Origin of the sequence: Sphingorhabdus sp., assembly GCF_044354325.1 — a bacterium.
GTDB lineage: Bacteria > Pseudomonadota > Alphaproteobacteria > Sphingomonadales > Sphingomonadaceae > Sphingorhabdus_B.
This window is the reverse complement of sequence record NZ_JBILAF010000055.1, coordinates 1-13,033: the sequence shown is the minus strand read 5'-3', so window position 1 is coordinate 13,033 and position 13,033 is coordinate 1. Positions and strand designations below refer to the sequence as shown.

Here is a 13,033-nt window from a genome sequence, read left to right as displayed (position 1 = left end):
CCGTAAATACCCTGCACAGGCACAGGCGTGGTCGCATAGCGGCCAAACACAGCCTCCATTGCGTCCGATATCTCGCCCAGTGTGGCGCGTGCGCGGGCGGCGTCTACTGCAAGCGCGAGTAAGTTCGCGCCGCTCTTAGCCCCTTCGGTCAGCGCATTCAACGCGGCCTGACAGGCGGCTTCATCACGCGATGCGCGCGTGGTGGCGAGGCGTGCAATCTGGCCCTGACGGACGAAGTCATTATCGACCTCCAGCGTATCGAGCTGGTCTTCGGTTTCCAGACGATATTTGTTGACGCCAACGATGACGTCCTCACCCTTATCGACCCGTGCCTGACGTGCAGCGGCGGCTTCTTCGATCAAACGCTTGGGCATGCCCGATGCGACAGCCTTTGTCATGCCGCCGAGTTCGTCGACCTCACCGATGATCTTCCACGCCTGATCAACCAGCTCGGCGGTCAACGCCTCGACATAATAGCTGCCACCCAAAGGATCGACGACCTTTGTAATGCCGGTTTCTTCGGCCAGAATTATCTGCGTGTTGCGGGCGATGCGCGCCGAAAATTCCGTCGGCAGCGCAATGGCTTCGTCTAACGCATTGGTGTGAAGGCTCTGCGTGCCGCCAAGGGTCGCGGCCATGGCTTCAACCGTGGTGCGGATGACGTTGTTGTATGGATCTTGCTCTTGCAACGACACGCCCGATGTTTGGCAATGCGTACGCAGCATTTTGGACCGTTCGTCCTTTGCGCCGAGCTCATCCATGACGCGGTGCCACAATGTGCGCGCGGCGCGCAGCTTTGACACTTCCATGAAGAAGTTCATACCGATGCCAAAGAAAAACGACAGCCGTCCGGCGAACGCATCAATATCCAAGCCGGAGGCCATCGCGCGCTGCACATATTCCTTGCCATCGGCGATGGTGAAGGCAAGCTCCTGTACCGCCGTCGCGCCGGCTTCGTGCATATGATAGCCCGAGATCGAAATGCTGTTGAACTTGGGCATGTTCGCGCTGGTGTACGCGATTATGTCCGAAACGATCCGCATCGATGGTTCGGGCGGGTAAATATATGTGTTGCGGACCATGAACTCCTTAAGGATGTCGTTCTGAATGGTGCCGTCGAGCTGTGCCTGCGAAACCCCCTGCTCTTCACCTGCAACGATGAAGAACGCAAGGATCGGAATAACCGCGCCGTTCATTGTCATCGACACCGACATCTGGTCCAGCGGAATGCCGTCGAACAGGATTTTCATGTCCTCGACGCTATCGATGGCAACGCCCGCCTTGCCAACATCACCCACCACGCGCGGATGGTCGCTGTCATAGCCGCGATGGGTGGCCAGATCGAACGCAACCGAAAGGCCCTTTTGCCCCGCGGCCAAGTTGCGTCGGTAAAAGGCGTTCGATTCCTCGGCGGTCGAGAAACCGGCATATTGACGGATGGTCCATGGACGGCCTGCATACATCGACGCACGCACACCGCGCGTGAACGGCGCAAAGCCGGGAAGTCCGGGGTCGCCAGCATCCGCGCTGGTGTACAGTGGCTTTACGGATATGCCCTCGGGCGTATGCCAGGTTAGGTCTTTGCCCTTAACCTCTTTGTCGGCCGCTTTCTTCCAGTCGTCGATATTTGTCATATTGTCCCAAACTAACATAAACTTACCCCGAACTCGTTTCGGGATGACAGGCGGCCCGCGCTTGATATCCTGAAGCAAGTTCAGGATATCAAATTGGTGGGTTAAGCCCCCTTAAATTCGGTCTTACGTTTCTGCAAAAAGGCGATCGCACCTTCGCGCGCGTCATCGCTGTCACCCGCAATCCTCTGCCCCTCTGCCTCACGCAACAATGCCGAAGCATAATCTGCATCCAATGCCGCAGCGATATTCTGACGCATGATGCCAATGGCCACCGTCGGCCCGTTCGCCAACCGGGTAGCCAAAGCCTTCGCTTCAGCCATCAGTTCGGCATCATCAACAGACTTATAGATAAGGCCCCAGTCAGCGGCCTTATCCGCTGGGATTTTCTCCCCGAGCAGCATCATTTCTGTCGCTCGTGCCTTGCCGACAAGCCGCGAAAGCATCCAGCTTGCGCCGCCGTCTGGCACGAGACCAATATTCACAAAAGCCTGAAGGAAATATGCAGATTTACCCGCAATCGCAAAGTCGCTCGCGAGCGCAAGGCTGCAGCCAACGCCTGCTGCGGGGCCATTGATCGCGGTGATAATCGGCACGTTGAGCTTAGCCAGCTTGAGCATCAAAGGGTTATAGCTCTTGGTCAGCGCTGAATAAGCCCCCTGCCCGCTGCTCGCGGCAGCGGCGGCGCCGCGTGCTGACAAATCAGCGCCCGAACAAAAAGCGCGGCCTTCGCCGGTAATCAAAACAACGCGCGCGCCATTCAATTGGTCAAGCGCGGCACTAATTTCGTCCGCCATTTGCGGCGCCATCGCGTTCAGGCGCTCGGGACGGTTGAGGATTATTGTTGCAACATTGTCCGCGATATCGAGGCGGATGGTTTCGTATGTCATTTTGCTTTCTCCCTGTCTCAATATCTCGTCATGCTGAACGTGTTTCAGCATCCATTTCGCCGCCCAAAAACCCATGCTCCGGGACTATAAATGTACCCTGAAACAGGTTCAGGGTGACGATGTGGTGGTTGGTCAATGTGCCTGCGAAGGCACCTCCATAATTTCGGTTAGCACACCCTGCATATCTTTAGGATGCACAAAGAAAATCAGCGTCCCGTGCGCGCCAATACGTGGCTCGCCAAGCACGCGCTTGCCCATAGCTTCAAATTCCGCCTTGGCAGCATGAATGTCCGGCACTTCGTAACAGACATGGTGCTGCCCACCCGCCGGGTTCTTCTCCAGAAACGCCGCAATCGAGGCATTGCCCGGCAGCGGCTCGATGAGCTCAATCTGCGTTCCGTTCAACGCGCCATCGGCTCCCGGCGTATCGACAAAACAAACCTTTACGCCCTGATCTGGAAGGTCAAACGGCTCATGAATCTTCGTCGCGCCCATCACGTCCCGGTAAAAGACGATGCTGTCCGCGATGGAAGGCGTTGCGACGCCAATATGGTTTAGACGGCCGAGTTTCATGTCACTTCCTTACAACGGAATATTGTCATGCTTCTTCCAAGGGTTTTCCAACGCCTTGTTGCGCAATTTTCTAAGGCCCAACGCAATCCGTTTCCGCGTTGAATGCGGGTAGATGACCTCGTCAATAAAGCCCTTGCTCGCCGCGACGAAGGGGTTGGCGAAGCGGTCTTCATATTCCGCGGTCTTCACCGCTTGCTCCTCTGTGGATAGTCCACGGAAGATGATTTCCACGGCGCCCTTTGCGCCCATCACCGCGATTTCAGCGGTAGGCCATGCGTAGTTAAGGTCGCCGCGTAAATGCTTGGACGCCATCACGTCATAAGCGCCGCCATAGGCCTTGCGGGTGATGATGGTGATTTTGGGCACGGTCGCCTCGGCATAAGCAAAGAGCAATTTCGCGCCATGCTTGATGATACCGCCATATTCCTGCGCCGTGCCGGGCAAAAATCCGGGAACGTCGACGAAGGTAACGATCGGAATATCGAACGCATCGCAAAAACGGACAAAGCGCGCCGCTTTTTTGGAACTGTTGATATCGAGCACGCCCGCCAGCACCATTGGCTGATTGGCAACGATGCCGACAGTGCGGCCCTCAATGCGGCCAAAACCGATGATGACATTGGCTGCATGCGTTGGCTGAACCTCAAAAAAGTCGCCCTCGTCCACCGTTTTGCGGATCAGCTCATGCATATCATAAGGCTGGTTCGCGCTTGGCGGGATTAAGGTGTCGAGGCTCGGTTCAATACGATCCCACGCGTCTTCGGTTGGCCGTTCAGGAACGCCGGTGCGGTTATTCTCTGGCAAATAGTCAAAGAAATCACGGACCGACAGCAGCGCCTCAATATCATTTTCGAACGCATTGTCGGCGACACCCGACTTGGTCGTATGCGAAACCGCGCCGCCAAGCTCTTCCTGCGTAACGACTTCATTGGTTACCGTCTTGACCACATCAGGGCCGGTGACGAACATATAGCTGCTGTCCTTCACCATGAAGATGAAGTCCGTAATCGCTGGCGAATATACCGCACCACCCGCGCATGGGCCCATGATGAGGCTGATTTGTGGTATTACGCCGCTTGCGAGCGTATTGCGTTGAAACACCTCGGCATAGCCGCCAAGCGACGCCACACCTTCCTGAATACGCGCGCCCCCGCTGTCGTTCAGACCAATGACGGGCGCCCCGACCTTCATCGCATTGTCCAAGACCTTGCAGATTTTCATCGCGTGCGCTTCGGAAAGCGACCCGCCGAATACGGTGAAATCTTGACTATACACATAGACCAAGCGGCCGTTGATCGTACCGCTGCCGGTGACAACACCGTCGCCGGGGATCAACTGTTCGGCCATGCCAAAGTCGGTGCAATTATGCGTCACATAGGCATCAAGCTCTTCGAAGCTGCCTTCATCCAGCAGGATATCCAGCCGCTCGCGCGCCGTCAGGCGGCCCTTGGCATGTTGCGCGTCAATCCGTTTTTGCCCGCCACCCATTTTAGATGCCGCGCGGCGCGTTTCCAGTTCAGCAATGTTGGCCGACATAGAATTCCCCAGTTGCAGTTTGTTGCCATCGCCTTGGCATCGCGCTTCACCAAATGCAAACGGTCGATAATGTCAATTTTCGATATATCCGGTCAGCGATGCACGTTATAGGCGCCCCCATGTCCATGCATTACCCGATAAAAGTGGCCGCACTTTACCGTTTCGCGACGTTTGAATGTCCTGAAGAGCTTCGTCCGCTGGTGCTTGATGTGTGCGTTAAACACGCCATCAAAGGGACCATCCTGCTTGCGAAAGAAGGAATCAACGGCACAATCGCCGGGACTGCAGAAGGCATTGATGCAACGGTCGCTTTCCTAAAAGCTTTGGATGGCTGCGCAGAATTGGACGTCAAATATTCGCATGCGGCCGAAATGCCATTCTACCGGATGAAAGTACGCGTGAAGAAGGAAATTGTGACGCTGGGCGTAGACGGCATCGACCCGAAACGTGAAGTCGGCACTTATGTGCAGCCCGAGGATTGGAACGCATTGATTTCCGATCCGGACACTGTGCTGATCGATACCCGCAACGATTATGAGGTTGCGATTGGCACATTTGAAGGCGCAGTCGATCCGCGGACCAAATCATTCAGCGAATTTCCCGAATGGTTTCGCGCGCATCGCGATGAACTGGCGGCAGGTAAAACCAAGTTTGCGATGTTCTGCACCGGCGGCATACGTTGCGAAAAATCGACGGCCTTCCTGAAGGCTGAGGGGATAGACGACGTCTACCATCTCGAAGGCGGCATATTGCGCTATCTGGAGAATATTCCAGAGGCCGAGAGCAAATGGCAGGGCGAATGTTTCGTTTTCGACGAGCGCGTGTCTGTGAAGCATGGGCTTGAGCTTGGTGAGATGGAACTCTGCCACGCGTGCCGCAGACCGATTTCGCAAGAGGACAAGGCGTCAGCGCATTTCATCGAAGGTGTCGCCTGCCCGGCTTGCTACGCCGAACGCACCGACGAAGACCGCGCACGTTTCGCCGAACGGCAGAAACAAATCGCGCTCGCCAAAAAACGCGGCAAGCAGCATATCGGTGTCAACCCGCGCATTGATGACTGATCTGCCCATCCTCTACAGTTTCCGGCGATGTCCATACGCCATGCGTGCAAGGATGGCGGTTGCGGTGAGTGGCGTCCAAGTCGAACTGCGCGAAGTGGTGCTTCGGGACAAACCACCGGAAATGATCGCGGTGTCGCCAAAGGGCACAGTTCCGGTATTGCTGTTGGGCGACGGTCATGTTGTCGACGAGAGCCTGGACATCATGCGCTGGGCATTGGCGCAACATGATCCCGAAAACTGGTTGGTCCATTCTGATGCGGGCATGATCGCGGCCAATGATGGCCCGTTCAAACAGGCGCTGGACCGGTACAAATATCCGCATCGTTATGGTCTGGCCGACGGTTTGGAACATCGTGACGCCGCGTTGAAACATTTGTCGGGCCTGAACGAGATACTGGCGACGCAACCCTATTTGGGCGGCAGCGCGCCTGCGTTTACCGACATCGCCTTGTTTCCCTTTGTCCGCCAGTTTGCCGCAACCGACCCGCAATGGTTCGATGCATTGCCATTGCCTGCGCTTCAGGCGTGGCTGAACGCACTGCTTGCGTCAGACCTGTTTGGCCAGATCATGACCCGCTACCCCAAATGGACAGCGGGCGACGAAACCATTCTCTTTCCATAAGCCGCTATGACAGCCGATAAGCGCCCTTCGACGGGCTCAGGGCTACGGTGATGCTTTCCGTTACTTCATCAACACCAGTTCTTCGGACATGCTTGGGTGCAGCGCGACGGTATCGTCAAAATCCTGTTTCGTAAGCCCTGCTTTGACAGCAATTGCCGCTGCTTGAAGGATCTCGCCACTGTCCGGCCCAATCAAGTGCAACCCGACCACACGTTCGTTTGCGCCCGCAACCACCATTTTATACAAGGCGCGTTCGTTGCGGTCGGCCAGCACATTCTTCATCGCGCGGAAATCGCTTTTGTAAATTTTTACGTCCGAATGCGCCGCGCGGGCTTCGGCCTCGGTCATCCCGACGCTCGCAATTGGCGGATTGCTGAACACCGCGGTAGGTATGCAGTCATAATTTACCGTGCGCGGATTGTTGCCAAAGACGCTGTCGGCAAAAGCATGGCCTTCGCGGATCGCAATTGGGGTCAGCTGAACGCGGTTCGTGACATCGCCCACCGCGTAAATGCTGGACACATTGGTCCGATTGTCGTCGCCAACCTGAACCGAGCCGTCCTTACCGAGCGCGACGCCAACCTCTTCAAGGCCAAGGCCTTTGCTGTGCGGCGTCCGGCCAATGGCCCAAAGGAGAAGATCGGTTTCAATCGTCTCGCCTTGGTTGGTTTCGATCACCAAGCTTCCATCATCCTGCTTGGTGATGGATTTGAAGCTACAGTTGAAGCGAACATCGATGCCTTTATGACCGCTAATGTCGACGAGACGGTCGACAATTTCGTCATCATAGCCGCGCAAAATGCGGTCGCCGTGGGTCACAACACTGACTTTGACGCCAAGTTCGTTGAAGATACCGGCAAACTCGTTGGCGATATAGCCGCCGCCTGCGATCACCGCCCGCTTGGGCAGTTCGGGCAAGCTGAATACTTCATTTGACGTAATACCATGCCCCGCCCCGGCTATTTCCGGAACCGATGGCCACGCGCCCGTGGCAATGAGGATATAGGCCGCCGAAATTTCGCGCCCGCTTGCCAGGCGCACGCTGTTCGGCCCTGTCACAACCACGCGTTCACGAAACACCTCAACCTTGTTGTTGCCAAGTGTCTGGCCGTAAAGACCTTCGAGACGGTTCACCTCCGCCGCGACATTGTCGCGCAAGATGTTCCAATCGAACGTTGCACCTGTCGTGTTCCATCCGAAACGCTGCGCGTCGTGCAGGTCTTCGGCGAAATGCGATCCGTACACGAGCAGCTTTTTGGGAACGCATCCGCGGATAACGCATGTGCCACCAACGCGATGCTCCTCCGCAACAGCAACACGCGCGCCGTGCGAAGCCGCTATCCGCGATGCGCGAACGCCGCCTGATCCAGCGCCAATGACAAACAGATCATATTCAAATTCAGCCATGCGATTATTTCCTTATGTCATGGCCATATGGTTGCACCGCAACGCATTTGCCAATGGCATTTTTTCATCTGTCTTATCGAGCAACCATATGAGGTCAGTTGTCGCCCAATGCAGCCGCAATCAATGCCGTCGTGGATGGGTCAAATCCCGTCGCGCCATTTTCGCCGATGCTTTTTGCGATCTGCTTGCCCAGTTCCACGCCAAATTGGTCAAACGGGTTAATGCCAAGCAGCACCGCATTCACAAAAGTCCGGTGTTCGTAAAACGCAATCAATACGCCCAACGCAGATGGCGTCACATCGTCCATCAATATCGTGGTTGAGGGCCGGTTGCCCACATAGTTACGTGCCAGATCATCTGACTTTTGCCCCGCCATCAACGCCGCGCCTTGGGCAAAACAGTTCACCAGCAGCGTTTCATGATGCGCGGTATCAAAGTCATGTCCGGGCGTTTTGCTGGCAATGAATTCGACGGGAATAAGATGCGTCCCCTGGTGCAATAACTGGAATACGGCATGCTGTGCATCGGTACCAACCCCGCCCCATGTGACTGGCGCGCTGTTGCGGCCGAGCGGAGCGCCTTCGGCTGTCACCGATTTGCCGTTCGATTCCATTTCCAATTGCTGCAGATAATCGGGCAGCAATCGCAGCCGTTCGTCATACGCAAAAACCGCTCGGGTCTGGCAGTCCTTGATCTGGGCGTAATACAAATCGCAGAACGCAGCCATCGTCGGCGCATTTTCCAACAGGGGTGCATTGCGGAAATGCCGGTCCATCGCCGCTGCACCTTCAAGCAGTTCTTCATACACGGCCCAGCCAAGCCCGAGCGCAACGGGAAAGCCAATTGAGCACCACAGCGAATAACGCCCGCCAACCGATTCATTGAACGGCAATATCCGGCTTTCATCGACGCCCCATTCAAGCGCCTTGTCCGGATAGGCCGTAAGCGCCACGAACTGGGCATAGGGATCTGCCACGCCGCCGTCGCGCATCCACTCCATCGCGCTGGTTGCGTTCAACAAGGTTTCCGTCGTGGTGAAGGTCTTGGATGCGACCGCGACGATTGTCTTATGCGGGTCCATGCCTTTCACCGCCTCAGTCAGTGCAGCGCCGTCGATGTTCGATACAACCTTAACATCGTACCGCGCACCATCGCGGCCGAGCGCATCAACAAGCAATTTTGGCCCAAGCGCGGAGCCGCCAATACCGATGTGCAAGATATGTTTGATGTCGCCCATAAACCCGGCGTCGATCGCTTCGACAAGGCCACGCATGCGTTCTTGAAGTGCACGTGCATGGGCGACGGCCTGCACATCGCCACTGCCGCGCTCTGCGGCATGCTCGGCAGCACGCCCTTCGGTTACATTGATGGCAGCGCCCGAATATAATGCCGATTTGGCGTCGCCCAAATGCATGTCTTCGGCAAGTTTCGTGAATTGGGACAGCATGGCGTCATCAAGATGCGTTTTCGACATGTCAAAGCGCAATCCCGACTGCTCGATGGTCATTTTGGCAACACGGTCGGGGTCTGACGCAAACAGCTCAACCAGCGTTTTTTCTTGCTGCTTTTCAAGCTCAGCCCAGCTGTGATCCGTCATCATATACCCTTTATCAATCGCGCGAATGTCGCCTGTGAATCTCGACGCTGGCAAATAGCGCGTCTACGCGATAAAAGGCCAGTCAATCCGTCATAAGACGACATTAATTTGCGAGATTATGTGACCTCACCCACCGACAAGACAGACGACGCGAACGTGGCCGCTCCTTCACAACCGCATCCAACCACGCCGACATCCGAATGGCGCGAATTTGGCGGCTTCCTTTTGAAGTTGGCCGTATTCGTGTTCATTCTGCGAAGCTTCATCGTCTCGCCGTTCAATATTCCTTCGGAATCGATGCAGCCCCGCTTGCTCATCGGCGACTATCTGTTGGTTGCAAAATGGCCTTACGGCTATTCCAAATATAGCCTGCCCTTTTCCCTGCCCCTCATACCCGGGCGGATATTCGCCAGCGAGCCAAAGCGCGGCGATGTTGTGGTGTTCAAGGCACCCATGTCGAACGGCACAGATTATATTAAGCGCGTGATCGGCCTTCCCGGCGACGTCATCCAAATGCGCGATGGCATTTTGGAGATTAACGGCGTGGCGGTTAAAAAAGAACGCATTGCTGATCTTGTCATTCCGGTAACGCAAAATATGCGCGACACCGCTGAAATGGACCGCAACCCCTTCCCATGCTGGCGCCCCGATATGGAAGAGGCCAGCCCGAACGGTGGCACGCAATGCCGGTACCCGCGTTTTCGTGAGACTTTGCCCGAGGGCAAGAGCTACGAAATTCTCGACCTCTCCAACGGATTGGAAGGCGACAACACCGAAGCCTTTGTTGTCGGCGAAAAAGACGTGTTCCTGATGGGTGACAACCGCGACCGCAGCGCGGACAGCCGCTGGACACCCATGGATAAGCCCGGAGCCATCGGCATCGTCCCGCAAGAAAATCTCGTCGGGCGCGCGCTGGTTTCGGTATTTTCGACCGATGGCTCGTCCCATTGGCTGCTGCCATGGACATGGTTTACCGCGGTACGCCCTGACCGCATTGGACAAGGGTTTTGACCAACAGCGATAAAGACAATTGGCTGAAGGCATTAATGCCCAAGCCGCCATCCGATCTAGCGTTATATCACCGCGCGCTGACGCATGGTAGCACCGGACAAGCTGATTACCAACGCCTTGAATTTCTGGGTGACCGGATATTGGGTTTGGTCATCGCAGACATGCTGTACCACCGATATGCCGAGGAAGCCGAGGGGCGCTTGTCGCACCGGCTAAATGCCTTGGTATCGGGCCTGACATGTGCGGATATCGCCCGACAGGTCGGGGTTCCTGACCAACTGCGGCTTGGCAAACAAGCGCGCGACGACGGCGCGCAGCAAAGCGACAATGTGCTTGGGGACGTTATGGAGGCGCTGATTGGTGCTCTTTATTTGGACCACGGCATTGACGCTGCGCGCGCGCTTATCGAACGCCTTTGGGGTCCGTTGATCGAAACCGCCAATGGTGCGCCAAAGCATCCCAAATCCGCGCTTCAGGAATGGTGTGCCGCGCATGGCCGCAAGGTTCCGGAATATGTAATAACAAAAAAAGAAGGCCCTCCCCACGCTATGACATTTGAAATTACCGTCACCGTAAAAGGTTTTGACCCAGTCACCGCGACAGCGCACAGCAAACAGGCTGCTGAAACGGCCGCCGCGCTCGCATTTTTGGACGTCCACGCATGACCAAAAAATGCGGTCACGTCGCCATTATTGGCGCACCGAATGCGGGCAAATCCACGCTGGTCAATGCGTTGGTCGGACAGAAGGTCGCGATTGTCAGCCCAAAGGCACAAACGACCCGCACACGTATGCTTGGCGTCGCGCTCGCCGGCGAAACGCAGATCATATTGGTCGACACGCCAGGCATATTTGCCGCGCAACGCCGCTTTGACCGTGCCATGGTTGCTGCGGCGTGGGACGGTGCGGGCGATGCGGATATGATTGCGCTCATCGTCGATGGCCGAGCCGGTGCAGGCCCGAAGGTCGAGAAGATATTGGAAGGGCTTAAGGACCGCCCTGAACGCAAGTGGTTGGTGCTGAACAAGGTGGATATTGCCGCCAAGGAAAAGCTGCTGTCGCTCACAACGAAATTAACCGAAAAATGCGATTTCGAACAAATCTACTATATCAGCGCGGCGACGGGCGATGGCCTTGACGAATTCAAACAGGCGCTGGCGGATGCCATGCCCGAGGGCGAATGGCATTTCCCTGAAGATCAGGTTTCCGACGCCACAGACCGTTTAATCGCGTCTGAAATCACGCGAGAGCAGCTCTATCTCCAACTCCATGAAGAGCTGCCTTATGCCAGCGCCGTGGAGACCGAGAAATATAGCGAACGCGAAGATGGTTCGTTGGAAATCCACCAGCAGATCCTTGTCGCCAGACCAACCCAGCGCGCGATTGTGCTTGGCAAAGGCGGCGCACGGATCAAGGCGATTGGCGAAGCGGCCCGCATGGAGTTGGCCAAATTGATGGGCGTGAAGGTCCACCTATATTTGCATGTGAAGGTGCACGCAAAATGGGACGAAGATCGCACCTTATACCGCGATATCGGGCTCGAATGGGTCGAGTAACAAAACGGCCGCCTAAATCCAAATAGTGTCGTTCCCGCGTACGCGGGAACCCATGGCCTGACGGTTCAGTTTAAGGCTTACAGCCAAGGCGATGGATTCCCGATCAAGTCGGGAATGACAAAATTGGAACTACTTCGCTGTTTTTGCCTTGGGCTTGGCCGCCGCCTTTTTCTTAGGGGCAGCCTTTTTCTTCGGCGCAGCTTTCTTCTTCGTCTTTGATGGCATGGCCGCGCGTGCGTCGATCAATTGTGCTGCCTCTTCCAACGTGAGTTCATCAGGCGCAATCGACTTGGGCAAAGTCGCGTTGGTCGTGCCGTCGGTCACATAAGGCCCAAAGCGACCTTCCATCAGCTTGAGCTCAGCCTCGGTACGCGGGTGCTTCCCAAGCTCTTTCAGCGGGGCACGTGCCGCACCGCGCCCACGGCCCGGATTGGCAGCCGCCTCAGCCAGCTTTGCCACGGCACTGTTCATGCCCGTTTCGAACACTTCGGTCGTCGACTGCAACCGTGCATATTTTCCATTATGCGCCAGATATGGGCCATAACGCCCAATGCTTGCGGTTATTGGCTCACCGCTTTCGGGGTGGGTTCCAACCGTGCGCGGCAAGGACAATAGCTTTACCGCCCATTCAAGGCCGATATCTTCTGCGGGAATATCTTTCGGTATCGATGCGCGCTTGGCATCTTTGCCTTCGCCCATTTCGAAATAGGGACCAAAACGACCCGATTTACGGCTAACTTCCAACTGTGTCTCTGGATGTTGGCCAAGCACTTCAGGTCCCGTGTCCTCGCCATTTTCGCCACCGGGCTGCGCGAATTTCCGTGTGTATTTGCAATCCGGATAATTGGAACATGCAACAAAAGCGCCAAATTTACCGCCACGAAGCGCAAGCCTGCCCTCACCGCATTTCGGGCATAGGCGCGGGTCAGTGCCGTCTTCGCGCTCAGGAAACAGATAAGGCGACAGGAAGATATCAAGCTCAGCGGTTACTTCCGAAGGCTTTTGCTCCATGACTTCAGCCGTCTTCGGCTTAAAATCGCGCCAGAAGGATTCCAAAAACGCCTGCCAGTTTGCACGGCCGCCGCTGATTTCATCAAGCTGATCTTCCAGCCCGGCGGTATAATCATAAGCGACATAACGTTCAAAAAAC

At 56.0% G+C, this 13,033-nt stretch carries 12 protein-coding genes; 5 read left to right on the top strand and 7 right to left on the bottom strand.

Annotation, left to right across the window (positions count from 1 at the left end):
* The 4 genes from scpA to ACIQ0G_RS06555 all read right to left on the bottom strand — a co-directional run.
* A partial coding sequence (scpA, locus tag ACIQ0G_RS06570) for a methylmalonyl-CoA mutase (RefSeq protein WP_397577214.1) occupies positions 1 to 1,634 on the bottom strand: 1,634 nt, incomplete at its 3' end.
* A 101-nt stretch (positions 1,635 to 1,735) separates the two neighbouring features.
* Positions 1,736 to 2,521 (bottom strand): enoyl-CoA hydratase-related protein, encoded by a 786-nt coding sequence (locus tag ACIQ0G_RS06565; RefSeq protein WP_397577213.1) that lies wholly within the window; start codon positions 2,519 to 2,521, stop codon positions 1,736 to 1,738.
* Between the two features lie 132 nt (positions 2,522 to 2,653).
* Entirely contained in the window at positions 2,654 to 3,094 is a 441-nt protein-coding gene (gene mce, locus ACIQ0G_RS06560) for a methylmalonyl-CoA epimerase (RefSeq protein WP_397577212.1), read from the bottom strand.
* Between the two features lie 9 nt (positions 3,095 to 3,103).
* Entirely contained in the window at positions 3,104 to 4,630 is a 1,527-nt protein-coding gene (locus ACIQ0G_RS06555) for an acyl-CoA carboxylase subunit beta (protein WP_397577211.1), read from the bottom strand.
* Positions 4,631 to 4,749: 119 nt separating this feature from the next.
* Between ACIQ0G_RS06555 and ACIQ0G_RS06550 the strand changes: the two genes are divergently transcribed.
* Positions 4,750 to 5,691 (top strand): rhodanese-related sulfurtransferase, encoded by a 942-nt coding sequence (locus tag ACIQ0G_RS06550; protein ID WP_397577210.1) that lies wholly within the window; start codon positions 4,750 to 4,752, stop codon positions 5,689 to 5,691.
* Positions 5,684 to 6,313, top strand: coding sequence for a glutathione S-transferase (locus ACIQ0G_RS06545; protein WP_397577209.1), 630 nt, complete (start codon positions 5,684 to 5,686; stop codon positions 6,311 to 6,313). Before ACIQ0G_RS06550 ends, ACIQ0G_RS06545 begins: the two co-directional genes overlap by 8 nt.
* A gap of 60 nt (positions 6,314 to 6,373) precedes the next feature.
* Here the strand turns inward: ACIQ0G_RS06545 and gorA are convergent, their stop codons facing one another.
* Both gorA and pgi read right to left on the bottom strand, forming a co-directional pair.
* Complete coding sequence (gorA, locus tag ACIQ0G_RS06540) at positions 6,374 to 7,720, bottom strand: glutathione-disulfide reductase (RefSeq protein WP_397577208.1); 1,347 nt, start codon at positions 7,718 to 7,720, stop codon at positions 6,374 to 6,376.
* Positions 7,721 to 7,814: 94 nt separating this feature from the next.
* The gene (gene pgi, locus ACIQ0G_RS06535) at positions 7,815 to 9,317 is read right to left on the bottom strand and encodes a glucose-6-phosphate isomerase (protein WP_397577216.1); all 1,503 of its coding nucleotides are present in this window, start codon (positions 9,315 to 9,317) and stop codon (positions 7,815 to 7,817) included.
* Positions 9,318 to 9,473: 156 nt separating this feature from the next.
* Here pgi and lepB point away from each other — a divergent pair, with 156 nt between their 5' ends.
* From lepB to era, 3 genes are read left to right on the top strand one after another with little or no spacing between them, the layout of a single operon-like run.
* Entirely contained in the window at positions 9,474 to 10,328 is an 855-nt protein-coding gene (gene lepB / locus ACIQ0G_RS06530) for a signal peptidase I (RefSeq protein WP_397577215.1), read from the top strand.
* Positions 10,325 to 10,993, top strand: coding sequence for a ribonuclease III (gene rnc / locus ACIQ0G_RS06525; protein WP_397577207.1), 669 nt, complete (start codon positions 10,325 to 10,327; stop codon positions 10,991 to 10,993). Before lepB ends, rnc begins: the two co-directional genes overlap by 4 nt.
* Positions 10,990 to 11,883, top strand: coding sequence for a GTPase Era (gene era / locus ACIQ0G_RS06520; RefSeq protein ID WP_333569534.1), 894 nt, complete (start codon positions 10,990 to 10,992; stop codon positions 11,881 to 11,883). The genes rnc and era overlap by 4 nt, the downstream gene beginning before the upstream one ends.
* 129 nt (positions 11,884 to 12,012) lie before the next feature.
* Here the strand turns inward: era and ACIQ0G_RS06515 are convergent.
* Positions 12,013 to 13,033, bottom strand: a 1,021-nt coding sequence (locus tag ACIQ0G_RS06515; protein WP_397577206.1) for a topoisomerase C-terminal repeat-containing protein, incomplete at its 5' end; no start/stop codon positions are given.

What these genes read in the sequence shown, in the direction of transcription:
- era (WP_333569534.1), top strand. Translation starts at nt 10,990, where the DNA reads ATGACCAAAAAATGCGGTCACGTCGCCATTATTGGCGCACCGAATGCG.
- pgi (WP_397577216.1), bottom strand. Translation starts at nt 9,317, where the DNA reads ATGACGGATCACAGCTGGGCTGAGCTTGAAAAGCAGCAAGAAAAAACG.
- ACIQ0G_RS06565 (WP_397577213.1), bottom strand. Translation starts at nt 2,521, where the DNA reads ATGACATACGAAACCATCCGCCTCGATATCGCGGACAATGTTGCAACA.
- mce (WP_397577212.1), bottom strand. Translation starts at nt 3,094, where the DNA reads ATGAAACTCGGCCGTCTAAACCATATTGGCGTCGCAACGCCTTCCATC.
- ACIQ0G_RS06545 (WP_397577209.1), top strand. Translation starts at nt 5,684, where the DNA reads ATGACTGATCTGCCCATCCTCTACAGTTTCCGGCGATGTCCATACGCC.
- gorA (WP_397577208.1), bottom strand. Translation starts at nt 7,720, where the DNA reads ATGGCTGAATTTGAATATGATCTGTTTGTCATTGGCGCTGGATCAGGC.
- ACIQ0G_RS06555 (WP_397577211.1), bottom strand. Translation starts at nt 4,630, where the DNA reads ATGTCGGCCAACATTGCTGAACTGGAAACGCGCCGCGCGGCATCTAAA.
- ACIQ0G_RS06550 (WP_397577210.1), top strand. Translation starts at nt 4,750, where the DNA reads ATGTCCATGCATTACCCGATAAAAGTGGCCGCACTTTACCGTTTCGCG.